Source organism: Phaeobacter porticola, from assembly GCF_001888185.1.
Classification (GTDB): Bacteria; Pseudomonadota; Alphaproteobacteria; order Rhodobacterales; family Rhodobacteraceae; genus Phaeobacter; species Phaeobacter porticola.
Map to the genome: position 1 here is coordinate 3,157,890 of NZ_CP016364.1, position 24,384 is coordinate 3,182,273.

24 protein-coding genes are annotated in these 24,384 nt (G+C 58.0%); 5 read left to right on the forward strand and 19 right to left on the reverse strand.

Annotation, left to right across the window (positions count from 1 at the left end; translation table 11 throughout):
• Positions 1 to 42 precede the first annotated feature (42 nt).
• From PhaeoP97_RS15095 to PhaeoP97_RS15105, 3 genes are read right to left on the reverse strand one after another with little or no spacing between them, the layout of a single operon-like run.
• The gene (locus tag PhaeoP97_RS15095) at positions 43 to 570 is read right to left on the reverse strand and encodes a hypothetical protein (protein ID WP_072505774.1); all 528 of its coding nucleotides are present in this window, start codon (positions 568 to 570) and stop codon (positions 43 to 45) included.
• Complete coding sequence (locus tag PhaeoP97_RS15100) at positions 567 to 1,472, reverse strand: GNAT family N-acetyltransferase (protein WP_072505775.1); 906 nt, start codon at positions 1,470 to 1,472, stop codon at positions 567 to 569. The genes PhaeoP97_RS15095 and PhaeoP97_RS15100 overlap by 4 nt, the downstream gene beginning before the upstream one ends.
• Positions 1,469 to 2,197 carry a 16S rRNA (uracil(1498)-N(3))-methyltransferase gene (locus tag PhaeoP97_RS15105; protein ID WP_072505776.1) on the reverse strand — a complete coding sequence of 243 codons (729 nt, stop codon included), beginning with the start codon at positions 2,195 to 2,197 and terminating at the stop codon, positions 1,469 to 1,471. The genes PhaeoP97_RS15100 and PhaeoP97_RS15105 overlap by 4 nt, the downstream gene beginning before the upstream one ends.
• A gap of 11 nt (positions 2,198 to 2,208) precedes the next feature.
• Between PhaeoP97_RS15105 and ubiA the strand changes: the two genes are divergently transcribed.
• The 3 genes from ubiA to PhaeoP97_RS15120 all read left to right on the forward strand — a co-directional run bounded on the left by ubiA (position 2,209) and on the right by PhaeoP97_RS15120 (position 5,458).
• Positions 2,209 to 3,171, forward strand: a complete 963-nt coding sequence (gene ubiA, locus PhaeoP97_RS15110; protein ID WP_072505777.1) for a 4-hydroxybenzoate octaprenyltransferase — start codon at positions 2,209 to 2,211, stop codon at positions 3,169 to 3,171.
• Between the two features lie 77 nt (positions 3,172 to 3,248).
• Entirely contained in the window at positions 3,249 to 5,147 is a 1,899-nt protein-coding gene (locus tag PhaeoP97_RS15115) for an OmpA family protein (RefSeq protein ID WP_072505778.1), read from the forward strand.
• Entirely contained in the window at positions 5,144 to 5,458 is a 315-nt protein-coding gene (locus PhaeoP97_RS15120; RefSeq protein WP_072505779.1) for a hypothetical protein, read from the forward strand. Before PhaeoP97_RS15115 ends, PhaeoP97_RS15120 begins: the two co-directional genes overlap by 4 nt.
• 55 nt (positions 5,459 to 5,513) lie before the next feature.
• Here the strand turns inward: PhaeoP97_RS15120 and PhaeoP97_RS15125 are convergent, their stop codons facing one another.
• From PhaeoP97_RS15125 to PhaeoP97_RS15170, 9 genes are all read right to left on the reverse strand, one after another.
• On the reverse strand, positions 5,514 to 5,975 hold the full coding sequence (locus PhaeoP97_RS15125; RefSeq protein WP_072505780.1) for a molybdenum cofactor biosynthesis protein MoaE: 462 nt from the start codon (positions 5,973 to 5,975) through the stop codon (positions 5,514 to 5,516).
• 3 nt (positions 5,976 to 5,978) lie between these two features.
• Positions 5,979 to 6,224, reverse strand: a complete 246-nt coding sequence (moaD, locus tag PhaeoP97_RS15130; RefSeq protein ID WP_072505781.1) for a molybdopterin converting factor subunit 1 — start codon at positions 6,222 to 6,224, stop codon at positions 5,979 to 5,981.
• On the reverse strand, positions 6,224 to 6,895 hold the full coding sequence (gene pgsA / locus PhaeoP97_RS15135) for a CDP-diacylglycerol--glycerol-3-phosphate 3-phosphatidyltransferase (protein WP_072505782.1): 672 nt from the start codon (positions 6,893 to 6,895) through the stop codon (positions 6,224 to 6,226). The genes moaD and pgsA overlap by 1 nt, the downstream gene beginning before the upstream one ends.
• A gap of 139 nt (positions 6,896 to 7,034) precedes the next feature.
• On the reverse strand, positions 7,035 to 8,924 hold the full coding sequence (gene uvrC, locus PhaeoP97_RS15140; protein ID WP_072505783.1) for an excinuclease ABC subunit UvrC: 1,890 nt from the start codon (positions 8,922 to 8,924) through the stop codon (positions 7,035 to 7,037).
• 312 nt (positions 8,925 to 9,236) lie between these two features.
• Positions 9,237 to 10,013: an SDR family oxidoreductase gene (locus PhaeoP97_RS15145; protein WP_072505784.1), complete on the reverse strand. Its 777-nt coding sequence runs from the start codon at positions 10,011 to 10,013 to the stop codon at positions 9,237 to 9,239.
• A 35-nt stretch (positions 10,014 to 10,048) separates the two neighbouring features.
• Positions 10,049 to 10,993, reverse strand: a complete 945-nt coding sequence (locus tag PhaeoP97_RS15150) for a calcium/sodium antiporter (protein WP_072505785.1) — start codon at positions 10,991 to 10,993, stop codon at positions 10,049 to 10,051.
• A gap of 174 nt (positions 10,994 to 11,167) precedes the next feature.
• On the reverse strand, positions 11,168 to 11,965 hold the full coding sequence (locus tag PhaeoP97_RS15160; RefSeq protein ID WP_072505787.1) for a S49 family peptidase: 798 nt from the start codon (positions 11,963 to 11,965) through the stop codon (positions 11,168 to 11,170).
• Between the two features lie 236 nt (positions 11,966 to 12,201).
• Positions 12,202 to 12,963, reverse strand: a complete 762-nt coding sequence (locus tag PhaeoP97_RS15165; RefSeq protein ID WP_072505788.1) for an ABC transporter permease — start codon at positions 12,961 to 12,963, stop codon at positions 12,202 to 12,204.
• Positions 12,960 to 13,889, reverse strand: a complete 930-nt coding sequence (locus PhaeoP97_RS15170; RefSeq protein ID WP_072505789.1) for an ABC transporter ATP-binding protein — start codon at positions 13,887 to 13,889, stop codon at positions 12,960 to 12,962. The genes PhaeoP97_RS15165 and PhaeoP97_RS15170 overlap by 4 nt, the downstream gene beginning before the upstream one ends.
• Before the next feature lie 195 nt (positions 13,890 to 14,084).
• Between PhaeoP97_RS15170 and PhaeoP97_RS15175 the strand changes: the two genes are divergently transcribed.
• Positions 14,085 to 14,741 carry an NAD(P)-dependent oxidoreductase gene (locus PhaeoP97_RS15175; protein ID WP_072505790.1) on the forward strand — a complete coding sequence of 219 codons (657 nt, stop codon included), beginning with the start codon at positions 14,085 to 14,087 and terminating at the stop codon, positions 14,739 to 14,741.
• Here PhaeoP97_RS15175 and pobA read toward each other — a convergent pair.
• Positions 14,738 to 15,919, reverse strand: coding sequence for a 4-hydroxybenzoate 3-monooxygenase (gene pobA / locus PhaeoP97_RS15180; protein ID WP_072505791.1), 1,182 nt, complete (start codon positions 15,917 to 15,919; stop codon positions 14,738 to 14,740). The genes PhaeoP97_RS15175 and pobA overlap by 4 nt on opposite strands.
• Positions 15,920 to 16,009: 90 nt before the next feature.
• Here pobA and PhaeoP97_RS15185 point away from each other — a divergent pair, with 90 nt between their 5' ends.
• Positions 16,010 to 16,888 carry a helix-turn-helix domain-containing protein gene (locus PhaeoP97_RS15185; RefSeq protein ID WP_072506515.1) on the forward strand — a complete coding sequence of 293 codons (879 nt, stop codon included), beginning with the start codon at positions 16,010 to 16,012 and terminating at the stop codon, positions 16,886 to 16,888.
• A 99-nt stretch (positions 16,889 to 16,987) separates the two neighbouring features.
• On the opposite strand, the gene PhaeoP97_RS15190 is transcribed toward PhaeoP97_RS15185, so the two are convergent.
• The 6 genes from PhaeoP97_RS15190 to PhaeoP97_RS15215 form a co-directional block, all read right to left on the reverse strand.
• Positions 16,988 to 18,331 carry a S41 family peptidase gene (locus PhaeoP97_RS15190; protein ID WP_072505792.1) on the reverse strand — a complete coding sequence of 448 codons (1,344 nt, stop codon included), beginning with the start codon at positions 18,329 to 18,331 and terminating at the stop codon, positions 16,988 to 16,990.
• 3 nt (positions 18,332 to 18,334) lie between these two features.
• Positions 18,335 to 19,504, reverse strand: a complete 1,170-nt coding sequence (locus tag PhaeoP97_RS15195) for a murein hydrolase activator EnvC family protein (RefSeq protein ID WP_072505793.1) — start codon at positions 19,502 to 19,504, stop codon at positions 18,335 to 18,337.
• Complete coding sequence (gpmI, locus tag PhaeoP97_RS15200; protein WP_072505794.1) at positions 19,501 to 21,021, reverse strand: 2,3-bisphosphoglycerate-independent phosphoglycerate mutase; 1,521 nt, start codon at positions 21,019 to 21,021, stop codon at positions 19,501 to 19,503. The genes PhaeoP97_RS15195 and gpmI overlap by 4 nt, the downstream gene beginning before the upstream one ends.
• 114 nt (positions 21,022 to 21,135) lie before the next feature.
• Positions 21,136 to 22,206 carry a bifunctional transcriptional activator/DNA repair enzyme AdaA gene (locus tag PhaeoP97_RS15205; protein WP_072505795.1) on the reverse strand — a complete coding sequence of 357 codons (1,071 nt, stop codon included), beginning with the start codon at positions 22,204 to 22,206 and terminating at the stop codon, positions 21,136 to 21,138.
• Positions 22,207 to 22,339: 133 nt separating this feature from the next.
• Complete coding sequence (locus tag PhaeoP97_RS15210; RefSeq protein WP_072505796.1) at positions 22,340 to 23,341, reverse strand: endonuclease/exonuclease/phosphatase family protein; 1,002 nt, start codon at positions 23,339 to 23,341, stop codon at positions 22,340 to 22,342.
• On the reverse strand, positions 23,338 to 24,384 hold the full coding sequence (locus PhaeoP97_RS15215; RefSeq protein ID WP_072505797.1) for an ABC transporter ATP-binding protein: 1,047 nt from the start codon (positions 24,382 to 24,384) through the stop codon (positions 23,338 to 23,340). The genes PhaeoP97_RS15210 and PhaeoP97_RS15215 overlap by 4 nt, the downstream gene beginning before the upstream one ends.

The window sequence follows — 24,384 nt, forward strand, 5'->3', positions numbered from 1 at the left end:
TCCGTCTTTCGCAGCAAGTCGTGGTCGGTATTTCCGGTGGTGTCAATGCAGCCTGTGCAGTGTTGGTCGTGTCGGAGCGCGCTCCCAGATCACGACCTGGTGAACGCCGCTTTTGTGCAATTCTGCCAACATCCGCTCCATACGCAACCCCGGCAGGGTTGCAAAGGCATCAAACAGCGCATCTGTGTTGGTGGCATTGACCGGTATCGCCAACGCCGCCTGCCCCGGTTGATCCAGCAACCAATGGGGTGGCCTTGCGGCATGATCAAGAGTCAGTCGCTCCAGTTCGGAAACCGCCACCGCACCGCCTGTCAAAGGGCCGAAATAGGCGATCTGCCCTTCGTCCACCTGCACAATGCCGGGGCCGCCGCCGCCCAGACGGAATCGCATCCGCTGCGCGCCGATGACCGCAATCACCACACCCAGCCCCAATATCCCCCAACCGGCCAGCGCCTGAATGCCATATGCGCCTAATGCCCAGGACAGGCCCAGGATGATAAGCAATGTTGCGGCAAGCATTTCACGCCACCGCCAAAGGGCGACGCGGGCTTCAGGTCGAATGAAGGTCATGATATAGGCGCTCCTTCCGTCGCTACAGGCATTGCCCTGTGATCAAACAGCACAAGAGAATAGCCGCTAATGGGCTGGAACCCGATGGCACGATACGCCCTTACCGCGGCCTCTCCGGCAGCGAACAGCACCGCCCGTTCCGTACCTTTTGAGCGTGCCTCCTGAAGATGCAACGCAAGGGCGCAGCGGGCATAGCCCCGGCCGCGTTCCTGTGGAGGTGTGTAGACGCCACCGATCTGCACCACGTTGGGCAGCTGGGCATTGAAGCCAGTCATGGCGACCCAGCGTCCCGCGATTTCTAGCACACGGTGACTGTCGCGCAGCAGGTAGCTGTCAATATCGCTTGCGGCCACGGCGACGGCCTCGGACGCCGGGGTGCCGAGAATTTCCTGATGATAGGCGGCGCGCCATTGGACCAACATCGGCCTGGGCGCGGCGGACAGGGGGTGTAGGGCTGCGCCTTGCAGCTGTGGACGGTCAAGGCCGCCCAGGTCCAACTGGTCCAATACCAATTCCAGCCCCGGCTCATCCCGGTTAAGACGCATAGGTGTTCGGTCCAAACCGGTCGCAGCAAGATACCGGCGCAGCTGTTCGGTTTCCCCAAGAACGCCGACTTGTTGCAGGTTTGTCTCCGCCAGACGCTGATCAACACGCTGTTGCAAGTGTTGCCAGTCAGCAGCAGTCGCCGCACCGGCCTGAATCAGCAAGGTGCCATCATTGGTGATCCCGGCCACACCGTCAGCCGACGTGCCACGTATCCAAACCTGCATCGCCTTGGGGGCGGTTCCGCCCAATCCGTGGTCGCGCAGATTGACGAGCAGAAACATGGAGCTGACCACATTTCGGTTCAAAAGGCCATGAATCGCGGCGAGATCACCGTCCTGTGCCAGCCGCCAGGTCATTGCCAGTCTCCGTAGCGTTGCTGCCACACAGTCAATGCGGCCACCGCTGCGGTATCAGCGCGCAGGATGCGCGGGCCAAGGCTCACGACATGGGATTGTGGCAGCGCATGTAGCCGCTTGCGCTCGCCCTCTGAAAACCCGCCCTCAGGACCGATCAGAATCGCCCAAGGCGCCTTTGCCTGCTCCTCTGTCGCGAGGGCCAGCGCCGCGCCCACCTCGCCCTCGTCGCAGAACATCAGCTGACGATCCTCGGGCCAGTGGTCCAACACGCGCGCCAGTTTCTGCAATTCGTCCACCTCCGGCACATAGGTGCCACCACATTGCTCGGCCGCCTCAACCGCATGGGCCTGAAGCCGGTCCTGTCGGATGCGGTCGGAGTTGGTGAATTCAGTCTGCACCGGCATGATTCGCGCCGCGCCCATTTCAGCGGCTTTTTCGACGATAAAATCGGTACGCGTTTTTTTGATCGGCGCAAATAGCAGCCAGAGATCGGGCGGCAGCATCAGCGGGCGGCTCTGCTCCTGACACAGCAGCACACCTGTGCGCTTGTTTGCTTCGGCGATTTCAGCACGCCACTCACCATCACGACCGTTGAACAGGGAGATATGGCCACCAACCGCCTGCCGCATCACCCCAAACAGGTAATGCGCCTGATCACGGTCCAGAGGAACCGTTTGCCCTGCCCCCAACGGGTGCTCTACATACAGTCTGATCTTTGCACTCATGAGGCATACATATGCAAGGCGGGACGCCAACACCAGATGGACAGGTCGCAGATGCGGTCAAAGGCAATTGGGTCGATCGCTACGCCCCGGAATGGAGCCGCCCGTACCTACGCCTCAGCCGGGCTGATCGTCCTATTGGCACATGGCTGCTGCTGATCCCCTGCTGGTGGGGGCTGGTGCTGGCAATTCTGTGGGATCAGACGCCACGCTGGAGCGATCTTTGGATATTTGCTGCCTGTGGGGCCGGCGCCTGGTTGATGCGGGGTGCGGGGTGTACATGGAATGACATAAGCGACCGCAATTTTGACGGTCAGGTCGAACGCACCCGGTCGCGTCCCATTCCATCCGGTCAGGTTTCCGTCAAGGGCGCAGTGCTCTGGATGGGGCTGCAAGCGCTGATTTCCTTTGGCATTCTGCTAAGTTTCAATCAGGCGGCCATTGCGATGGGGATCCTGGCGCTGTTCCCGGTGGCGATTTACCCATTCGCCAAACGGTTCACGTGGTGGCCGCAGGTGTTCCTGGGATTGGCCTTCAATTGGGGGGCGATGCTGGCCTGGGTAGCCCATACCGGCACACTCAACTGGCCGGCGGTGATGTTGTATCTGGCTGGGATTGCTTGGACTCTGTTCTATGACACCATCTATGCCCATCAGGATACCGAAGACGACGCGCTGATCGGTGTAAAATCCACGGCGCGACTATTTGGCACGGAGAGCCCCGCATGGCTGCGCCGCTTTATTGTAGCTACCGTCAGCCTGATGGCAGTGGCGGTGATCCTTGCGGTGCAGCCGAAGGGATCGGTCTTGGCGCTGATGCTGGCGCTGGTGGGCCCCTGGGCGATGGGATGGCACATGACTTGGCAGTTGCGGGCCTTTGATGCAGAAAAAGGTGAGCGTCTGTTGCAACTGTTCCGGTTGAACCGCGATACGGGCTTGATTCCGCTGATCTTCTTTGCCGCAGCGATGTTCGCATGATTGAACCCACCGCAGCCGCGCTGTAAGACAGATCAAAGCCGTCATTGACGGACGCCCTAACGGAGACCAGCCTGCCCATGCGACTGTCCTCGCTCTTAATTTCTGGCCTGACGTTTGTTGCCGCCGCTGCACTCAGCCTGGTGGTGGCGGGGTTTGCGGTGACGGGGATCGAGGCGGGTAGCGAAACCGCCGTGCGCCGTGCACTCGACAAAGCGGGCTACACATGGGCCGAGGTCACTGCCGACGGTCTGCGGGTGATCCTGAATGGCACCGCCCCGGATGAGGCCACGCGATTTGGCGCGACCTCCTTGGTTGGAGGTGTTGTTGATGCCGCACGGGTGATCGACGAGATGCAAGTCATCCCCTCAAGAGGCATCGCACCGCCGCGGTTTTCCGCAGAAATCCTGCGCAACGACAGCGGCATTTCCATCATTGGGCTTATCCCACGCACCACAAACCGTGAAACTGTGATCAATCAGCTCAATACAATTGCCGGTGCGGATCAGGTTGCTGACCTGCTAGAAACCGCCAATTACACAGCCCCAAAGGGCTGGATGCCCGCAATGGATTACGCGCTTGCTGCGTTGAGCCTGCTGCCGCGTTCCAAAATTTCTGTCGAAGCTGAGGAAGTCTCGATCACCGCGATTTCAGACAGTGTGGAAGCAAAAGAACAGATCGAGAAACGCCTGACCCGCATGGCGCCTGCCGGGCTGCGCCTGTCGCTGGATATTGCGGCGCCGCGCCCGGTCATCACGCCTTTCACCCTGCGCTACAGCATTGATGAGGCCAGCGGCCATTTCGATGCCTGCTCTGCCGAAAGCGAGCTCAGTCGCGACCGCATCCTGCGCGCCGCGACCAAGGCGGGTTTCAGTGGCGAGGTTGACTGCGTGATCGGCATGGGTGTCCCCTCACCCAATTGGGCACGGGCCGCTGAATTGGGGATCGCTGCGCTAGCAGAATTGGGCACCGGATCGGTGACGTTGGCCAATGCCGACATGACCCTGGTTGCCGCAGAAGGCATCTCACCATCGCTGTTTGATCATGTGGTGGGCGAACTAGAAAGCGCCCTGCCGCAGGTTTTTGCCCTTCATGCGGTTCTGCCGGTCCCGGCAAGCAATGCAGCTTCCGGCCCACCGGAATTCACCGCCACGCTCAGCCCAGAAGGACAGGTGCAACTGCGTGGCCGGATTTCGGATGAGGCATTGCGCCAGATCAGCAGCAGCTATGCCAAGGCGCGGTTCGGGTCAGAGAATGTGCACAGCGCCACGCGTGTCGTCGAGGATTTGCCGGCAGATTGGCCCGTGCGGGTTCTGGCAGGGTTGGAAGCACTGTCCTATTTGCAACGTGGGGCCGTCTCTGTGACGCCCGATAGCCTTGCCCTCAGCGGTATGAGTCACCGCGAGGACGCGCCCGCCGAGATCGCGAAATTGCTCTCCGCCAAATTGGGTGAAGCCGAGAGTTATGAGCTAAATATCACCTACGAAGAACCCCCAGAACCTGCGGACAAGCCCATGTCGCCTGACTTGTGCGAGGCAGAGCTGGCAGCGGTGCAACAGATTTCAAAGATCACATTTGAGCCGGGATCGGCAACAGTGGCCGCGGACAGCCGCGATACGCTCGACCAGATCGCTGAAATCCTATCGCGCTGTGACGGGGTACGACTGGAAATTCAGGGCCACACCGACAGTCAAGGTCGCGAAGAAATGAACCAATCACTGAGTCAGTCCCGGGCACAATCGGTTCTGAACGAGCTGCGCGGCCGTCGTGTCGTGACCAGCAGCTTTACCGCCAAGGGTTATGGCGAAAGCAACCCGATTGCCAGCAACGATACAGGCGACGGTCGTGAGGCCAATCGCCGGATCGAGTTCCGCCTGATCCGCCCCACCAATGACGCGACCAACGAAACCACTCTTGATGAGGCGGCCTCTGATCCCCAAGTGGCCCCCGACAGCGAACAGGAGACGTCCGGACAATGAACAGGACAGAGTTCATCATCACCACAGCCATTATCCTGTTTGTCGCCTTTGCGATGGGGTGGTTTGCCAATTGGCTGGTGCATCGCTTTACCCGCGTAAAGCAAAGCGATGTCGCGGATCTGGACCGGATGAGCCAAGAGTTGCACGAAGCCGAGGAAACCCGAGATCAGGCGATCACCTACCTGCAACAGCGCGAAGCCGAGCTGACCAATCAGTTAAGCCAGAGCGAAGCGGAACTACGGGCGACGATGGACGGGCTGCGTGATGCGCGCCGCGAAGCTGAGGAGCTGCGCGGACAGCTGCATAGTTAAACTTCTGCGGTAGCAATCTTGGTGGATGGGCGGCTCATCGCTCACCCGTGATGGCTTAGTCCCAGCGGGCCAGCGCATCTTCGTCGCTGTCTTTGGCCTCAACCCAGGCCCCCTCGCCGTCCTGGCGCATTTCCTTCTTCCAGAAGGGTGCGCGAGATTTGAGGTAATCCATCAAATATTCGGCGGCTTCAAAAGCATCTGATCTATGGCGCGCAGCGGTGGCCACCATCATAATCTGCTCGCCCGGTGTCAGGCGGCCATGACGATGAATAACCAAAACATCGGCCAGCGACCAGCGCTGCACTGCCTCTTGTGTGATTTGCTCTATCGCGCGTTCGGTCATGCCAGGATAATGCTCAATCTCCATTGCGACCATATCGCCACTGTCAGATCCGCGCACCACGCCGGTAAAAGTCACAATAGCCCCCGAGTTGGCCCCCACGGCAACAATATCCGCCATGAAGCGCTGGCTTTCCTCGCCCAGATCAAACCTGTCGTCTTGCACCGCGATCCGCATGAATTACCCCCCGGTCATCGGCGGAAAGAATGCCACCTCGCGCACGCCGTCCAGCGATGCGTCAAAATCCGACAGGTCCTGATCAAGCGCGACCCTAAGCGCCGACAAGTCAGCAAATGCTGCGGCATAGCGCAGGTCACGGGCGCTGAGTTCAGCAACCAGATCGCGCACATTTTCCGCGTCAGTCTCTATTCTTTCCTTGGGCAGGCCGATACGTTCGCGCACCCAGGCAAAATAAAGCACATCCATCAGCGCGTCTCCTTCAGATATGGCAATGCCTTTCGCAGATAGTCCGCGCCCGTAATCAGAGTCAGCGCCGCGGCGATCCACAACAGCCACAGCCCGAGCCGGCTGGTCCAAATCATGCCTTCGAATTTCCAGCGCAGGCCAAAGTTGTCACTGACCTCGCCCAACATAATCTGATCGACCAATGTTTGGTCCATCCCAAAGGATGACATCACCAGATAGTGTTCAAAGATCCCTTGAGAGAACAGCGTAGCGATTGCAATCATCTGGGCCGTGGTTTTCCACTTGGCAAGTTTGGTGACCTTCAGCGTGCCCGCCGTATCGCCAAGGAACTCTCGCAGGCCAGAAACAAACACCTCGCGAAACAGGATCACGGTGGCGGGCAGCACAAGCCAGGGCGTCCAATGCTCTGTCGCATAGCCGACTAGGATCATCAGCGCGATCACCACCATCGCCTTGTCGGCGATCGGATCAAGCATCGCGCCCATTTTGGTCTCCTGTCCCCAGGAACGGGCCAGATAGCCGTCAAACCAATCCGTGATTGCCGCACTGACAAACAAGATCAGCGCGAACCAATCAGCATAGGGTCGCGAAAAATAGAGAAACATAATCGCGAGGCCTGGCGCTGCCATCAGGCGCAACAGGGTGAGGATATTGGGCACAGTCCATTTCATGGCTGCACACTAGCCCGCAGTTTCACGAGTGGAAAGCAGAACCACTCATATTCTGGCGTGTAAGCCCTATATCCCATGCACAGTTTTTTGACCAGAAAGTCAGGACGTTGCAGCATGTGCGGCGCTAGGCAACGCAACCCTAGCCCTGCGCATGGAAGAAATCGTAGATCCGTTGGGCCAGTGCCGCCGAAACGCCCTCCACTGCCGTCAGATCAGAGAGGTTTGCGCGGCTGACTGCCTTGGCGCTGCCGAAATGTGCCAACAGCGCACGTTTACGGGCCGCGCCGACGCCGGGCACCTCGTCCAACGGGGTGGCGCCCATTGCCTTGGCCCGTTTCGCACGGTGCGTGCCAATGGCAAAACGATGCGCCTCGTCCCGCATCCGCTGCACAAAATAAAGAACCGGATCATTGCGTTGCAGCGCAAAAACAGGAGAGCCAAGACGGTGGAACTCTTCCTTGCCATGATCACGATCGACACCTTTGGCTACACCGATCATCGGAATGTCCTGTACGCCATGTTCAGCCATGATTTCCGCGACGGCGCTCACCTGACCTGCCCCGCCATCAATGAGCAACAGATCCGGCCAGAGACCCTTTTCCCGATCAGGATCTTCTTTTAACAGACGCGAAAAGCGGCGGTTCAGCACCTCCTTCATCATGCCGAAGTCATCGCCGGGGGTCAGATCGTCTCCCTTGATATTAAACTTGCGATAGGCATTTTTCATGAAACCATCTGGACCGGCCACGATCATGCCACCTACGGCGTGACTGCCCTGAATATGTGAGTTGTCGTAAACCTCAATCCGCTGGGGAGGGGCCTTGAGCCCAAACGCTTCGGCAACGCCGCGCAGCAATCTGGCCTGTGTAGCGCTTTCGGCCATCCGCCGCGCGAGGGATTCACGGGCGTTGCGCACAGCGCCAGCAATCAACTCCGACTTTTCGCCGCGCTGGGGCACAAGAATTTCCACCCGCCGACCAGCCTTGTCGCTAAGTGCCTGTTCCATCAGGTCGGTGTTCTCAATCTCATCCGACAGTATCAGCTGCCGAGGCGGTTCCTTGTTGTCATAGAACTGGCCCAGAAATGCCTCCATCACCTCGGCCGGGGCAACATCCCCGTTCAGGCGAGGATAGAAATCCTGATTGCCCCAATTCTGATTGGCGCGAATAAAAAACACCTGCACACAAGCCTGGCCGCTGTCGATATGCAGGCCAATCACATCCGCTTCGGCAACACCGCGTGGGTTGATCCCCTGCGAGGTCTGAACCTGTGTCAGCGCCTTGATCCGGTCGCGTAGCGCTGCCGCGCGTTCAAATTCCATCGCCTCTGATGCGATAGCCATCTGCCCGGCCAACTCTTCCTGGATCTTGGTTGAGCGGCCTGACAAAAACCGCTCCGCGTCGCGTACCGATGCCGCATAATCCTCGGCCGAGATCTCGCCGGTACAGGGCGCAGTGCAGCGTTTAATCTGATATTGCAGACAGGGGCGCGTGCGGCTCTCAAACATCGCATTGCTGCAATTGCGCAGCAGAAAAGCCTTCTGCAATTGGTTCAGCGTGCGGTTGACCGCACCAGCGCTGGCGAAGGGTCCGAAATAGCTGCCCTTCTCGCGCCTTGTACCACGGTGTTTCTTAATCTGTGGAAAAGCGTGGTCTTTGGCGACCAGAATATTGGGGAAGCTTTTGTCATCCCGCAGCAGCACATTGTATTTCGGCTTGAGCTGCTTGATCAAATTCTGCTCGAGCAGCAGCGCCTCGGTTTCCGTGCGTGTGGTCAGGAACATCATTGATGCCGTGCCTGCGATCATGCGCTCGATCCGGGGCGCATGACCGGGGCGGGCGTAACTCGACACCCGTGCGCGCAGATTACGCGCTTTGCCCACGTAGAGCACCCGGCTCTCGCTATCCAGCATCCGGTAGACGCCTGGTGAACTGTCCAGCGTCTTCAGATAATCCTGGACCACGACATAGCCAGTGCGCGGCGCCGTCTGGTCCGTTTGCGGTGAGCTGTCAGTCTGATGATCGGTCATATGAGTGATCTATGATTCCCCGGTCCGGTCTGCAATGTTAGCGCACCGGGATCAACATGGAACAAATCCACCGATGCTGTGGATAAGTCTGGTAGTATCTTATGGCTATCCGCGATTTTCCCTTATTTTCGGCTACTTTCCAGCGTTTGCCTAAAAAATAGGCGATCATTCAAGCTATTGATTTCATTGAAAAGAATTCCCATTACCAGACAAGTTTATGATTCCAAAAGAAAATTTGTAACGAATTTACGACTGGATAACGCTACGTGCACAACTTGGGAGTACCACTTTTGAACCGTGCCCGTATTTCAGTCATTCCAGCCCCACAACGTCCGGGGTTTCCCAGCTGAGATGCTGCCCGCTATCGATGCAAATCAACTGTCCGGTGACCGAAGGCGCACCCAAGAGGTAGCTTAGCGCAGCAGTAATATCAGCCGGCTCTGCGCCCCTCTGTAGTGGAGTATTTGCGCATTGGCGGGCGAACTGGCTTGTGCTCTGGCGGGGGCCTTTCAACGTGGGGCCAGGACCGATGCCGTTGACCCGGATGCGCGGTGCGAGCGCCTGCGCGCTGGTTCGCGTCAGGGTCCAAAGTGCGGATTTAGCCAATGTGTAGGTCATAAACTCCGGTGTCAGCTTGCGCACGCGCTGATCAATCATATTGATCACCAGTCCTGCCGCCACTGCTCGCCCCTGATCGTCCACCTGCTGTGGCAGAGCTTGAGCCGCCAGGCGCTGCGTCAGGATGAACGGTGCGCGCAGATTGCTGTCCATATGACGGTCCCAGCTGGTCCGGGTCGCCGTGTCTATACTGTCGTGTTCAAAGATGGATGCGTTGTTCACTAAGCAAGTGATCGGACCGCCCAAGGCCTCAGCTGCGGTCGGCAAGAGGGTTTCGGTCTGCGACTCTTGAAGCAGGTCCGCTTTTAACGTGATAGCAGTCCGGCCCAGGCCCCGGATATCGGCAGCGGTCTGCTCTGCCGCATCTGCAGAGCTGGCGTAGTGAACGGCCACATCATAGCCGCGCTCTGCCAGTTTCAGTGCCATTGCGCGCCCAAGCCGTTTGCTTGCGCCGGTTACCAATGCCCGCATTCTGCTCTCTCCTCATGTGCCAATCTGGCTATGAATTAGAACAGCTGCACCACATAGACCACATAAATGGCAGATAAAATAATGCCCCAGGTGCGGGTGATATCCATTTTGAAGAAAACAAACGGCACCAACAGCAGCGAGGCGGCCAACATCACCCACAAATCCATCCGCAGGAAGGAAGGATCAACGCTGATCGGGCCAACAAAAGTTGCGATGCCGATGATCGCAAGCAAGTTGAACATGTTTGAACCGATCACATTGCCTAGGGCCACATCCGCCTGACGGCGCAGTGCCGCCATCACCGTGGTCGCCAGTTCTGGCAGGGAGGTGCCAATGGCCACCAATGTCAAACCGATCACGGTTTCTGTCATGCCATAGGTGCGTGCAATGATTGATGCGTTGTCGACCAGCAAATCCGCGCCAAGTGGCAGGCCGATCAGGCCAAGCAACAGATAGATGCCGATGCGCCAAAAGGGCATATCCGGGTCGGCCTCTTCGATCTCTTCGAGATCGCTGTCCTTGCCATTGCGGCGGTGAGCGCGTGCCTCACGAAATGCCACACCCAGCACAGCAGACAAGGCGGCCAGCAGGATCACACCCGACCACATTGTAAAGGTTCCGCAAAATGCCAGACCGATAAAGAGCACCGTCGCAATCAACATGAACACATAGTTTTTGCGCGTATTGCATTCACTGGTGTGCAAAGAGCGCATCAACGCGGGAATTCCCAACACCATTAGGATATTTGCAGTGTTGGAGCCCACCACGTTACCCAACGCTATCCCATCAGCGTTTTCGCCCACCGCGCGTATGGCAATCAGCAGCTCAGGCGCTGAGGTACCAAAGGCCACAATCGTCAAGCTGACGATGAGCGCGGGAACCCCCAGTCGCAGGCTGAGGTTCACAGCGCCACGCACCAACGCATCCCCTGCCAGAAGCAGGATCACCAATCCAAGCCCCGAAAACAGCCATGGCGTCATTGTCGAGGCCCTCCCTTTTTTTTGCAGGCGCAGGGGCCTTTTCCGATCTTGAAACGACCACAACTGTTGCAGCGCCGCGAAGCCAGATGCCTGTGTCCAGGCATCCGCAGCTTGCCGAACATTGCCAGCACGGCCATGACGACCAGAAACAGGGAAACAATCTTAAATATCACGTCAAAGGCCAAACCGCGCGTATTCGGCGCGTTCTTCAATACCGCTCAGCGCATCTTGCGCGATCTGCACACCGATCCGACCCAGAAGCGGCTTCTTGATGCCATAGCGGCGGAACCGCACCTTCGGCCCAAACCGGGCCTGCATCTTGGGGCGCAGATGGCCGATGCCATCAATCAGACCAAGGGACACGGCGCGTCGCCCGAGCCAGATCTCACCGGTGTAGAGATCCTCACTGGTGTCCAGTTTGTCGCCACGGCGGTCTTTGACATGGGCGATGAAATTGTCGTGGATATCGCCCAGCAGCTGCTTAAGGCGCTTCACGTCCTCGGCATTTTCCGGGCGGAACGGGTCCAGCATCGATTTGCTGCGACCGGCCGTATAGACCCGCCGCTCGACACCTTGGCGCGCCAGCAGTACATGGGCGCCGAACCCCGCCGAGATGACACCGATAGAGCCCAGGATTGAGCTTTCGTCTGCCCAGATTTCATCTGCTGACGCCGCAAGCCAATAGCCGCCCGAAGCCGCTACATCTTCGACAAAGGCCACGGTGGGCACTTTCAATTCTTCTGACAGGCGGCGAATACGCGCACCGATCAGCGCGCTTTGCACCGGTGATCCACCAGGCGAATTGATTTCAAATGCAACGGCTGAGGGTTTACCTTTGCGAAAGGCTCGTTCCAGCACCGGGCCAAGCGCGGCATCATTCAGCGCACCGCGACCGGCCATGCCAATGGCGCCATTGAGGCGCACAACAGCAACCAGCGGTGGCTTGTTCAAGAAGGGCAATTTCAGGTTCATGTCGCCGATGTAGAATGCCGACTGACCTGAAACAAGGGATGGCGCCGGAACGAAGCAAGCGCAGCGGCAAAAAAGCCGCGCAGCTTGGGTAAAATTGCAACGTTCCCTCAATACGTGCGACGTCCGCACAGATTGCCTGCCGTTAGGGCAGCCCGGCAAGGCCTACCCCGATATCATGTGTTAGATGATCAAACCTCACCGCAGAGCTGCGACGGTCTGACCATATTGACGGGTCATTAGGACCGAATGCGCCATCCGGTTTTAAAGATCCACCATATCACGGCAAGGCAAAGTGCCGTAAATCCGCCAATCGCCAAGAGACTGAGACCGACAGACACGTCAGAGGTGCCAAAGAACGACCAGCGAAACCCTGAGATCAGATAAACAACCGGGTTGAACAGGGTGATCTTTTGCCAGATCGGCGGCAGCATCGAGATCGAGTAGAAAGATCCGCCCAGAAACACCAACGGTGTCACGATCAACAGCGGCACCAATTGCAGCTGTTCAAAGTTCTTGGCCCAGACGCCGATGATGAATCCAAGCAATGCAAAGCTGACGCAGGTCAGCACCATAAACAGCACCATGGCCAGTGGGTGTGCAATTGTCAGGTCCACAAACAGTGATGCGGTCACCAGGATCACAATTCCGATGAACAGGGCCTTGGTCGCCGCAGCGCCCACATAGCCGATCACAATCTCCAGAAAATTCACCGGCGCTGACAGCAATTCATAGATGGTGCCGATGAACTTGGGGAAATAGATCCCGAAGGAGGCGTTGGACGTTGCTTGTGTCATCACACTGAGCATGATCAGCCCCGGTACGATGAAGGCGCCGTAGGGCACGCCTTCGACCTGATCAATCCGGCTGCCGATCGCGGCGCCAAACACAACGAAATAGAGCGAGGTCGACAGCACCGGTGATAGAAAGCTCTGCATCAGCGTTCGGAAAAACCTTGCCATTTCAAAGCGGTAAATAGAAGCGATTGCTGCCCAGTTCATTTTTGCTCTCCTGAAACCAGCCCGACAAAAATATCTTCAAGGCTGGACTGTCGGGTCTGCACATCGGCCAGCGTCAGCCCAGCACGCGCCACATCGTTCAGCAGGGCCGTAATGCCCGTGCGTTCAGCGTTGGTGTCATAGGAATAGATCAGACCGGAGCCGTTTTCAGATAGGGTCAGCCCATAGGACTTTAGGCTATCGGGAACAGCTGCCAGTGGTTCGTTCAGCTGGACTTCCAGTTGTTTCTTACCGAGCTGCGCCATCAGCTGATCTTTGCCCTGCACCAGAAGGATTTCCCCGTTGGTGATAACTCCGACGCGATCCGCAATTGCCTCGGCCTCTTCAATATAATGTGTCGTCAAAATTATAGTAACGCCGTCACGCTTCAGCTCAGCCACGACATCCCACATGTCTTTGCGCAGCTCCACATCGACCCCCGCAGTCGGTTCATCCAGAAACAGAACCCGCGGTTCGTGGCTTAGTGCCTTGGCGATCAACACACGGCGCTTCATCCCGCCTGACAGTTCCTTGATCTGGCTCTTACGCTTATCCCAAAGTGACAGCTTGCGCAGGATGTCCTCCAGCAGCGCGTCGTTGCGCGGCTTGCCGAACAACCCTCTGGAAAATCGGATTGAGTTCCAGATCGTTTCAAACGGTTCCAAATTAATTTCTTGTGGCACGAGGCCTATCAAGCAGCGCGCTGCACGAAAGTCATCAATGATATCATGCCCACCTACGGAAACACGACCTGAGCTGGGCGTTGTAATGCCACAGATGGTCGAAATCAGTGTGGTTTTCCCGGCCCCATTGGGCCCAAGAAGGGCAAGGATCTCGCCCTGTTCGATATCAAGTGAGACACCTTTGAGAGCCTGGAACCCGCCCTCATATGTTTTTTCCAAATCACGGATGGATAGGATGGCTGACATTGCTGCCTCCCTTCAAAAGTAAACTCATCAGTTCAGCGTACGGTAGCGCCAACACCGCACAACCACCAGCGGGGAATGCCAAGTGTTTGTTTACCTGCGCGCATCGCATTGTGCATTTGTGCAGAGCGCAATTTATCTTGACGCCAAGATATGCTTACCCTATCCACTATCTCGACATCAAGATATGAGGGTGAAATGAATATTCTACTTTTTGGCGCCACAGGCGACGTTGGGCGCGCGACCTTGCAGCAGGCAGTGGAGCGCGGACATCATGTGACAGCAATTGCACGCAATCCAGATGCGCTTGGTCCGCTTGGCGATACCACAGTGCGGACTGTTGCACTGGACGTGCTAAAGGCTTCGCATCAGCTGACAGAGCTGACAAAAGACCATCAGATTGCCATCAGCGCGCTGCGCCCCGTATCTGGCGAGGAGCCCCTGCTGGTAGAGTTGACAAGAGCGGTTCTGAGGGCGGCCCAAGGTGGCAATATCCCGGCTTTGATTACCGGAGGAGCAGCCCTATTGAAGTTGCCGGATGGCAGTGGCCATACCGTGCTCAGCGCGCCAGGTTTTCTTCCCGAGGCATCGCGACACATTGCGGAAGCCTGCGCCGCGCAGGATCGCTTGCTAGAAGCCGCAACGGATGTGGAGTGGACCTGTTTGCGCCCACCTGCCCTGTTGCAAGAAGGTCCGCGTCGGAACCGCTACCAATGGGGCACGGACACGTTGATTACCGACGCCGATGGGCAGTCGAAAATTTCCTTTGCCGATTTTGGCGGCGCACTGATGGATCTGGCGGAACAGGCAAGCCGCCCAGAAAAACGGCTGACTGTTGCCTGGGGCAATCCCTAGTACGGCAGCCCGACATAATTCTCTGCCAGAGAGGCCTGCGCCGCATCAGAGGAGAACAGATAGTCTAAACCGGCTTGCTGTAACCGCAGATCTGCCGGCGACATGTCGGGGAAGCGATGCAGCAGGCCAGTCATCCACCAGCTAAAGCGCTCCGCCTTCCAGACACGTGCAAGCGCCTTCTCAGAATAGCTATCAAGCCCCGCGTCATCGCCGCGCAGGAAATGATCCGCCAGTCCTTCGTAGAGATAATGGATATCCGACGCCGCAAGGTTCAGCCCCTTTGCACCCGTCGGCGGCACAATATGTGCTGCATCGCCTGCAAGAAAGAGTGTTCCATAACGCATCGGTTCTGCCACGAAACTGCGCAGAGGTGCGATTGATTTCTCGATTGAGGGCCCGGTCTGCATCTTTTGTCCAATCTGATCGGGCAGTCGCCGCTTCAGCTCGCTCCAGAACGCATCGTCGCTCCAGTCCTCGACCCGGTCGGTTAGCGGTACTTGAATATAGTACCGGCTAAGACGCGCATTGCGCATGGAACAGAGCGCAAAACCGCGCTCGTGCCGGGCGTAGATCAGCTCGGCTGCGGCGGGTGGTGTTTCAGACAACACGCCCAGCCAGCCGAAGGGGTAGACCTTCTCATATTCTTGCAGAATATCTGCAGGGATCGATTTGCGACTAACCCCGTGAAAGCCGTCTGCCCCGACGATAAAGTTCGTGTCGATCCTGCATTTTTCCCCGTGCAACACATAGGTCACGTATGGATGACCTGTCATCAGATCATGCAGCGCCACATTTACCGCCTCGTGGATGATCTGCCCGCCCATGGCATCACGCGCGGCATAGAGATCGCGGGTTACCTCGGTCTGACCATAGACCATCACGGTCTGCCCCGGAGCGCTCGCCGCCAGATTGATACGATCCAATTGCCCCTGATGTGCGATATGGAACCCGTGATGGACCTCACCATCGCGGTCCATGCGTGCCCCTGCCCCGGCGCGACGCATCAGCTCGACAAAACCATGTTCAAGCACACCCGCGCGGATGCGGCTCAAGACGTAGTCGCGGCTCTGGCGCTCCAATACCACTGTGTCGATGCCAGCTTTGTGCAGCAGCTGCGACAGCAACAGGCCCGACGGCCCCCCTCCCACAATAACCACCTGCGTTGTCCGGCTTTGCATCTGCTTTTCTCCTGTTCGCAGTTTATATCCTGCCCTGAGAGCTGCCCAATGCGAATAGACCTAGGCGCCGAATTCTTGTATATTTCGTACATGACGAGTCAAAACTCCATTAACACTTATTCTCTGTTTGGTGAATTTTCCGAGCTGGCTGGCCTCATACATGTCGAGAGTATTAAAGCGCGATCCGCTCTTTATGACTGGTCATTGAAACCCCATCGACACGCGCGGTTGCATCAACTTCTGATCCTGACACACGGCGAAGGGGAGGCCACACTAGATGGAATAGATCTGGCACTCAGCCCGCCCTGCACCGTTAATATCCCCCCTGGCACCGTACATGGGTTTCGTTTTGCGATCGAAACCGAGGGCTGGGTGCTGACCCTAACCTCTGACCTTATGGATCAAATACTTAGCGACGGAGCTGATGTGAAAACCGTGCTGGATCGCGCCACCATCGCACCGCTGAACAATCATCTTCTGCAGCTTGTCGGGAGTATTCGAGAAGCAAACGATCTACAGGGTTTTGCGCGTGCGCAGATCCTCAGAGGGCTGGCTGGTGCGATTACGGGCTTGGTCGCGCAATCCATTGATGCCCAGCAAAACCGCCATGCAAGTCCAAAAACGCATCAATTGTTCGCGGGGTTTCAGTCTCTGGTCGACCGAGATTTCCGGCAACGTCGTCAGGTGAGAGACTATGCGGCAGAACTTGCCGTTTCGACAACTCACCTCAATCGCATCAGCCATCAGGCGACCGGGCAGTCTGCTTCTCGGTTGATCAACGAACGCATGCTGAGGGAGGCGAGGCGATTGCTGATTTACACCACACTTAGCGCGGCCCAGATCGCATATGAGCTTGGGTACTCTGATCCGGCCCATTTCAGCCGGGTCTTTGCCCGCAGTACTGGATTGCCACCGCACAAGTTCCGGCGGCGTGTCACCGAAGGTGTGTCTGGTGCGGGCAGCATGTAGGCATCATCCTGACGACAATCGATTAAGTCATGCCCACAGAAAAAATGCCGCCCCGGGTTAGGGGGCGGCGTTTTGTTTCACAGTCTAGGACAGTAGGCGTTACTGCCCTGGCCCCAGCTTTGACAGGCCTTTGAGGATATCGATGGCGTAGGCAAGCTGGTAGTCCTCTTCCCGGCGCTCAGCCGCGGCCTCAGCCTTGGCCCGATCTTCCTCGATCTGGCGGATCTCATCTTCGGAAAGGCTGTCATTGTTCAGACGCCCACGTAGATCGGCCTCAGACCGGGTACGGCGCGCGGCAGAGGTATCTTCCTCTTCCTGCTCCGCATTCGGATCACGGCGAGGCTGTTCGACCACGATGTCAGGTGACACGCCCAGCGCCTGAATCGAGCGACCCGACGGTGTGTAATAGCGTGCCGTGGTCAGGCGCATGGCACCATCACCTTTTAGCGGCATAACGGTCTGCACCGACCCTTTGCCGAAGGATTTCGTGCCGACAACAATCGCGCGACGATGGTCCTGCAAGGCGCCGGCAACAATTTCCGACGCAGAGGCCGAACCGCCATTTATCAGCACCACAATGGGTTTTCCGTCAACAAGATCACCCGGCGTTGCGTTGAACCGTTCACCGTCCTCGGGGTTGCGCCCACGGGTGGAAACGATCTCGCCACTGTCAAGGAAGCTGTCCGCCACCTTGATCGCCTGTGTCAGCAGGCCGCCAGGATTGTTGCGCAGATCCAGCACGATACCGTTGACATTGTCCATGCCACCGGCCTCTTCAAGCTGCTTTTTAAGCCCCGATTCAAGGTTTGGCGTGGTCTGATCGTTGAAGGTGGTCAGTCGCAGCACCACGGTATCGTCTTCGGTGCGGGCACGAACTGCTGTCAATTTGATTGTGTCACGAATGATCGAGACATCGAACGGTTCCGCCTCCCCTTCACGCACAACAGTGATAATGATCTCAGAGCCGACTGGCCCGCGCATCAGATCCACCGCTTCGTCAAGCGCGAGGCCCAAAACACTTTCGCCATCCACATGGGTGATGAAATCGCCAGACTCCATCCCTGCCTCATCCGCCGGGGTGCCGTCGATAGGCGAGACCACTTTGACAAAGCCTTCTTCCTGCGTGACCTCGATCCCCAGACCGCCAAACTCACCACGGGTTTGCACGCGCATGTTCATCGCGTCATCCGGGGACAGATAGCTGGAATGCGGGTCCAACGACGCCAACATGCCACCGATGGCTGCCTCAATCAGCTCTGTCTCGTCAACGTCTTCGACATATTGCACGCGGATGCGTTCAAAGATGTCGCCAAAGAGGTCCAGCTGTTCGTAAATGCTGGCCTCTTGGCTGCCTTCCTGGGCCAGAAGCGGCTCAGCTACATAGGTTGTGGCAATGAGACCTGCCAGCGTGCCGCCTATTGCGGCCATCGCAAATTTTCTCATGAACTAATTTCCATCCTTGTCGGTGCGGAACCAAGTTTCCGGGTCCACCGGACTGTTGTCCATTCTCACTTCTATATAGAGCGTTTCTGTGCGGTCAGTTCCAGCCCCTTCACCGCTTAGTGACAAAATGGTGCCGATTTCCGGGTTTTTTCCTCCCATGAGGCCAACCGGGGTACCTGCCGGGATAACCTCACCTGCTGCACCGTACACTTCTGCCAGTCCAGACAGTACAAACAACGTATCGGATTGTGGCTCCAGGATCACCACATTGCCCAGATCCAACAGCGGGCCCTGATAGCGAATGGTCGCCGCCGTTGGAGACGCGACCAGAGCACGCGGGCGTGCCGCTACCAACCAGCCGGGCCGGGCGATGCCAGCAGCGTCCTTGTCTCCGTACCCACGTAGGACGAGGCCTTCGACGGGCAATGGCAGCGCCCCGCGCAAGGTGCTGACGTCTGCATCGGTGGTTGCGATCTCGCCTTCGGCGATTTCGGCCAACCCGCTGGCAAACCCACTGAGGGTTTCAGTGGAAGAGATCAAAATAGCGGTCCGCACCGGATCCTGTGTGAAACGGCGCGGCAGATCGGTTCTGTCAGCAATCGCAGCCGAAAGCTGTACCCGCGCGTCCTGCACACCGTTTAAGCCGTCCTGAAGCGTATTGGCCGCACTCTGTTGCAACAGGCGCAGTGTCTGCACCTCCTCCAGATCACGGCGCAATGCTGTCGCACGGGATTGCAGCGCTGGTGTGACCTCCGCCAAGGTCATCGCCGAGCGCGCCGCGCCAAGAGGGCCTGCCGGATGCAACATCAGCACAGGTGGTGGTGAAGTTTCTATCGTCTGCAAGACGCCCAACAGGTCCGCCACATCGTTTTCGCGCGCCTTCAGCTGTGCGGCCAGCTGGCTTTCACGCTGCGCCACGCGACGCAGCCCGTCGCGCATAGCTGCAAGACCGGCCTCGTAGGCGCGTATGGTTTCGGTCAGGGCCGCCACCCGGTCGCGGGCGCCTTCCGCCTGTTGCAGGGCAATCGTCGCGGTCTCTAGCTGGCTTGCCGCTGCCTGTGCCGCGCGCGCAGGATCTCCGGACGCCTGAACGCCTTTGACCACCAGGGCACAGGCAAGCACAAGCAACACCAGATGCCCCCCCCCGCCAAAGATCGCTAAACGGGATCTCATACCAGCAAGCTCTGCCCGGTCATCTCATCCGGTTTGGGCAGGCCCATCAGATCCAGCAAAGTTGGTGCAAGATCAGCCAGACGGCCATCACGCAGATTGACCCCTTCAGCCCCCCCAACCAGCACAACGGGAACCAGATTGGTTGTATGCGCCGTATGCACCCCCCCCGTTACTGGATCAATCATCACTTCGCAATTGCCGTGATCCGCTGTGACAAGCATCACACCGCCAGCGGCACGCACGGCAGCTACAACCTCAGCCAGCCCTTGGTCCACTGCTTCGCAGGCCTTGATCGCCGCACCAAGATCGCCGGTATGACCAACCATATCCGGGTTGGCATAATTAGTGACAATCAGGTCATATCCCGCCTCGATGGCCTCAACAAACTTTGCGGTCACTTCGGGGGCCGACATCTCGGGTTGCAAATCATAAGTCGCCACCTTCGGCGATTTAGGCATGTAGCGGTCTTCGCCTTCTTCAGGATCTTCCTTGCCACCGTTAAGGAAAAAGGTGACGTGCGGGTATTTCTCGGTCTCGGCTAGGCGAAACTGTCGTTTGCCCTGTTTGGAGACCCATGCCCCCAGCGTGTTCACAATCGGCGCCTTCGGATAGGTAGTCTCCATGTAGGCATTATGCGCGTCTGAATATTCTACCATCCCTAATAGTGCCGCCAGGTCAGGTCGGTTTCCGGTCTCAAATTCTGCAAAGGTCGGCTCGCCTATGGCGCGCAGGATCTCGCGGGCGCGGTCAGCACGAAAGTTCAGGCAGAAAACCCCATCGCCATCTTGCACACCTGTGTAGCCCTCTATCACAGTCGCCTTGACGAATTCGTCCAGTTCATCACGGCCATAGCTTGCTTCAATCGCAGAGGATGCAGTCGCAGCAGTATACTGGCCCTTGCCGTTGATTATCGCGTCATAAGCCTGGCTAACCCGCTCCCAACGATTGTCCCGGTCCATCGCATAGTAGCGCCCGCTAACAGTCGCGATCCGCGTCCCACCAGCCATCTGGGATTGAAGTTGTTTCACGTAGTCGAGCGCGGATTTGGGTGCAACATCACGCCCATCGGTCATTGCGTGCAGCCAGACAGGTACACCCGCATCCCGGATCGCTTTGATTGCCGCAAGAATATGGGTGATGTGACCATGCACACCCCCGTCAGAGACCAGTCCCATAAGATGCGCCGCACCGCCTGATGTCTTCAGCTTGGTGATGAAGCCCTGTAACGCGGCATTGTCATAAAAGCTGCCATTCTCGATCGCAAGGTCGATCTGACCAAGATCCATGGCCACCACCCGGCCCGCACCTATATTGGTATGGCCCACTTCGGAATTGCCCATCTGACCTCTGGGAAGCCCGACATCCGGCCCATGCGTGATAAGCCGCGCCTTCGGCCCCTCTGCCATGATAGCATCAAATGTCGGGGTCTTCGCCTGCGCTGGCGCATTGGCTTCGCCGCTGTCGCTGCTGCCCCATCCATCAAGGATACACAGAACAACTGGTTTAGGGATCGACATGGTTTCAGGCTCCGGCTCTGACTGGTGTTACAGCCTTCTACAGTTTTGCCGAGGTGTGGGAAACCGTCGATCCGGTGCACAGGTCACGCATCGGCATGCAAGATGGCATCGCGCTCAGTCGAGCTGGTTTGCCGAGGTGAGATACTGACGCTCGATATCCAGCAATCGCTGTTTGCGCCACAGCCCGCCACCATAGCCGGTAAGAGAGCCATCCGCGCCGATCACCCGGTGGCAAGGAACAACGAGCGCGATTTGGTTGGCACCATTGGCACGGGCAACTGCGCGGGTGGCGTCTGGGCGTCCGATTTCACGGGCGATATCAGAATAGCTGCGCGTCACCCCTGGTGGAATTTGACGCAAGGCATCCCAGACCTGCTGCGTGAACGGGGTCCCGTGATAGGCCAGTGGGGTATCAAATCGGGCGGACGTACCGGCAAAAAACGCGTCCAACTCACACCGGATCTGCTCACTTGGGGGCGCACTACCGATACCCAGGTCACCTTTCACCGCCTTTTGCAACCTTGCCAGTTCGCTCTTCAGTGCTTTACGCTCCACAAACTCCAGCAGGTGCAGTTCTGTCCGGCTGCTAACTGCGATCATATCGCCTAGCGGCGTGGTGATCCAATCCGCCAGCAACAAGCTATCCCGGCCCAAGCTGCCGGGTGCCTGCCCAAGCAATCTCGCAAAGGCGGCGCGAAACGCGCTGGGGGAGTCAAACTGCGCATCCAACTGCGCGTCTATGACCTTACCGCCGTCAGACAGCACAGTGAACCCTTCGCGCAGGCGGCGTTGCCGCGCCATTTCGAGAAAGGTCATACCGAACTGCCGCTTGAAACTGCGCCGAACAGTCGACAGGTCAAATCCCATGCGCGTAATGTCGCCCTCGCTCCATCGATATTCCGGGCGTTGATCCAACGCGGCCAACAAGGTGGCCACCGCAGGATCCGCGTCCGCCATAGGCTGCAAGGGATGGCAGCGTTTGCAGGCACGAAATCCCGCCTCAATACACTCGCCAACACTGCCAAAAAATTGGCAATTCTCGCGTTTCGGTTTGCGCGCAGGACAGGTCAGGCGGCAGAAGATACCAGTGGTGGCAACGCAGACGTAGGCCTGTCCGTCATAGCGGTCGTCGCGGTGCAGAAGCGCCTGATAAAGCGCATCGTGGTCAGGAAGGTCAAACAACATGAGTTCTGTTTAACATGACCACATCGGTGTGCCGCCGATAATCGGGCGTGTATTTGAAACTGATGAATTCAGTGCATCCCTTGACCGGCCCGCCAGTTATCGCCCGGTCAAGGGATCATGGAGCGGCTAGGCCTCAGCCCACTGCCACACGACACCAGACGGCATCATGGTCAGACAGCGGTCGACCATTCTCATCAATAGACGACACCAGAAGGTTCTCAGTCGAGCGCATGCCGCGGGTACAGAACCAATCCAGCTTCATCTCCCGATCCGGATGTGGCGTGATGAGGCTGGGGCGGGTGGTGATACCGTCGGGCGTGGCGCTCCAGTCATACCCATGAGAACGTGCCAGATCGAACAGCGTTTCGCGCTGCCAATCATAATCGGGCGGCAGGTGGTTGCCGGTGTTCAGATCCCCACCAATCAGGACCGGCATATCCGGCGCAAAGGCATCAATCGCGTGCAGCAGACGGTCGAACTGCGCATGACGATGGGCTGCGTCGGCGTTGCTCTCCAGATGGGTGGACACCACGCAGATCGGTCCCGTCTCAGTTGGCAGAACCGCAGCAATGGCCATACGTCCGCCAAGCCGCGGTTGTTCTGGGTCGGCAGGCACCTCATCGGAGGAAAACCAATGACCGTGATCGTCGAGCCGGATCAGCGTCACCCGTTCGAATGGAACCGTCGACAGAATGGCGTTGCCATGCCATCCAAACAAATTGAAATCATCTGTGCAAAAAGCTTGTTCGGTTGCCCCCCCGAGGTCCAATTCGTGAAATTCCACGCCAAAGACGTATGCCATATCCAGCGCCGTCGCCATCGCTTCGGTGGTGTGGCGCTGACTGGTGCGGGCCATGCCGTGATCAACCTCTGACAGCAGGACAACCTGCGGAGCGAGAGGTTGAATATGGCGCGCCGTGTCCTCCGGGAACAGGCAGCGTTCGACATTCCAGGCCACAACGGAAACCGACGAGGCCAACGTCTCCAAACTGCCCTGCCCGCCCGACTGAAGCGCCGACATCGCCGGAACCTCAGCCATTAAGGCGCGATGCGTCACCGCATTGCGCGGCGCATCCCTGATCCTCGCCTGCATGTCCGGGGTGACCGAGGGCAGTTTGTCCAGAACCCGTGTCATCTTCGTTGGCCGCTTTCGGCGTCAAACAGACAGATTGTTGCCGGATCAACTGTGATCTGATGGTGACCAGGTTGCACCGGAATGTCCTTCAACACATGAATGGTGAAGGGTTGGCCGCCCAGACGCCCATGCAGAAGACGGTGTGCGCCAAGCTCTTCGATCAGCTCCACTTCGATGGCGAGACCGCCTTCACTGACCAATTGAACATCCTCAGGACGGATACCCAGCTTGACGGCACCCGGTGCGGCGCCATCCAATGCCCCCATCGACACACCATCCGACAGGGTGACCTGACCATCCGCAATGGTGGCGTCAATCAGGTTCATCGGCGGCGCCCCCATAAAGGAAGCCACAAAAACTGACGCCGGGTTGTGGTAAATCTCGGACGGGGTGCCGATCTGCTCAATGCGGCCGCCGTTCAGAACAATAATCCGGTCCGCCATAGTCATTGCTTCGACCTGATCATGGGTCACGTAGATTGACGTCACGCCGAGGCGGCGCTGCAACGCCTTGATCTCGATCCGCATCTGATTACGCAGTTTAGCATCGAGGTTCGACAGAGGCTCGTCGAACAGGAACAATGCAGGATCGCGCACAATGGCGCGGCCCATGGCAACACGCTGGCGCTGTCCCCCGGACAATTGCGAGGGTTTGCGGTCCAGATATTCTTCGAGGTTCAGCATCTTGGCGGCTTCGGCCACCTTGCGCTTGATCTCATCCTCCGGGGTTTTGCGGTTTTTCAAACCGTAGGCAATGTTCTTGCGCACCGTCATATGCGGATAAAGGGCGTAGTTCTGGAACACCATCGCGATATCGCGATCCGCCGGGTCGACGTTGTTCACCACCCGGTCGCCGATTTCCAGCGTGCCTTCGGTAATGTCTTCCAAGCCCGCGATCATGCGCAACAGGGTGGATTTGCCGCAACCTGACGGGCCGACCAGAACGACGAATTCGCCGTCCTCGATCTTGAAGCTGGAGGATGTAACGGCCTCAACCCCGTTGGGGTAGACCTTGCGTACAGAATTCAGGGAAACCTGAGCCAT

Coding starts and splice junctions, on each gene's coding strand:
- PhaeoP97_RS15115 (WP_072505778.1), top strand. CDS start 3,249: ATGCGACTGTCCTCGCTCTTAATTTCTGGCCTGACGTTTGTTGCCGCC.
- PhaeoP97_RS15105 (WP_072505776.1), bottom strand. CDS start 2,197: ATGAGTGCAAAGATCAGACTGTATGTAGAGCACCCGTTGGGGGCAGGG.
- PhaeoP97_RS15120 (WP_072505779.1), top strand. CDS start 5,144: ATGAACAGGACAGAGTTCATCATCACCACAGCCATTATCCTGTTTGTC.
- pobA (WP_072505791.1), bottom strand. CDS start 15,919: ATGCAAAGCCGGACAACGCAGGTGGTTATTGTGGGAGGGGGGCCGTCG.
- PhaeoP97_RS15175 (WP_072505790.1), top strand. CDS start 14,085: ATGAATATTCTACTTTTTGGCGCCACAGGCGACGTTGGGCGCGCGACC.
- uvrC (WP_072505783.1), bottom strand. CDS start 8,924: ATGACCGATCATCAGACTGACAGCTCACCGCAAACGGACCAGACGGCG.
- PhaeoP97_RS15185 (WP_072506515.1), top strand. CDS start 16,010: ATGACGAGTCAAAACTCCATTAACACTTATTCTCTGTTTGGTGAATTT.
- PhaeoP97_RS15095 (WP_072505774.1), bottom strand. CDS start 570: ATGACCTTCATTCGACCTGAAGCCCGCGTCGCCCTTTGGCGGTGGCGT.
- PhaeoP97_RS15210 (WP_072505796.1), bottom strand. CDS start 23,341: ATGACACGGGTTCTGGACAAACTGCCCTCGGTCACCCCGGACATGCAG.
- moaD (WP_072505781.1), bottom strand. CDS start 6,224: ATGGATGTGCTTTATTTTGCCTGGGTGCGCGAACGTATCGGCCTGCCC.
- PhaeoP97_RS15190 (WP_072505792.1), bottom strand. CDS start 18,331: ATGAGAAAATTTGCGATGGCCGCAATAGGCGGCACGCTGGCAGGTCTC.
- PhaeoP97_RS15100 (WP_072505775.1), bottom strand. CDS start 1,472: ATGACCTGGCGGCTGGCACAGGACGGTGATCTCGCCGCGATTCATGGC.
- PhaeoP97_RS15215 (WP_072505797.1), bottom strand. CDS start 24,384: ATGGCTCAGGTTTCCCTGAATTCTGTACGCAAGGTCTACCCCAACGGG.
- PhaeoP97_RS15195 (WP_072505793.1), bottom strand. CDS start 19,504: ATGAGATCCCGTTTAGCGATCTTTGGCGGGGGGGGGCATCTGGTGTTG.
- PhaeoP97_RS15160 (WP_072505787.1), bottom strand. CDS start 11,965: ATGAACCTGAAATTGCCCTTCTTGAACAAGCCACCGCTGGTTGCTGTT.
- PhaeoP97_RS15205 (WP_072505795.1), bottom strand. CDS start 22,206: ATGTTGTTTGACCTTCCTGACCACGATGCGCTTTATCAGGCGCTTCTG.
- PhaeoP97_RS15145 (WP_072505784.1), bottom strand. CDS start 10,013: ATGCGGGCATTGGTAACCGGCGCAAGCAAACGGCTTGGGCGCGCAATG.
- PhaeoP97_RS15125 (WP_072505780.1), bottom strand. CDS start 5,975: ATGCGGATCGCGGTGCAAGACGACAGGTTTGATCTGGGCGAGGAAAGC.
- PhaeoP97_RS15150 (WP_072505785.1), bottom strand. CDS start 10,993: ATGACGCCATGGCTGTTTTCGGGGCTTGGATTGGTGATCCTGCTTCTG.
- ubiA (WP_072505777.1), top strand. CDS start 2,209: ATGCAAGGCGGGACGCCAACACCAGATGGACAGGTCGCAGATGCGGTC.
- PhaeoP97_RS15165 (WP_072505788.1), bottom strand. CDS start 12,963: ATGAACTGGGCAGCAATCGCTTCTATTTACCGCTTTGAAATGGCAAGG.
- gpmI (WP_072505794.1), bottom strand. CDS start 21,021: ATGTCGATCCCTAAACCAGTTGTTCTGTGTATCCTTGATGGATGGGGC.
- pgsA (WP_072505782.1), bottom strand. CDS start 6,895: ATGAAATGGACTGTGCCCAATATCCTCACCCTGTTGCGCCTGATGGCA.
- PhaeoP97_RS15170 (WP_072505789.1), bottom strand. CDS start 13,889: ATGTCAGCCATCCTATCCATCCGTGATTTGGAAAAAACATATGAGGGC.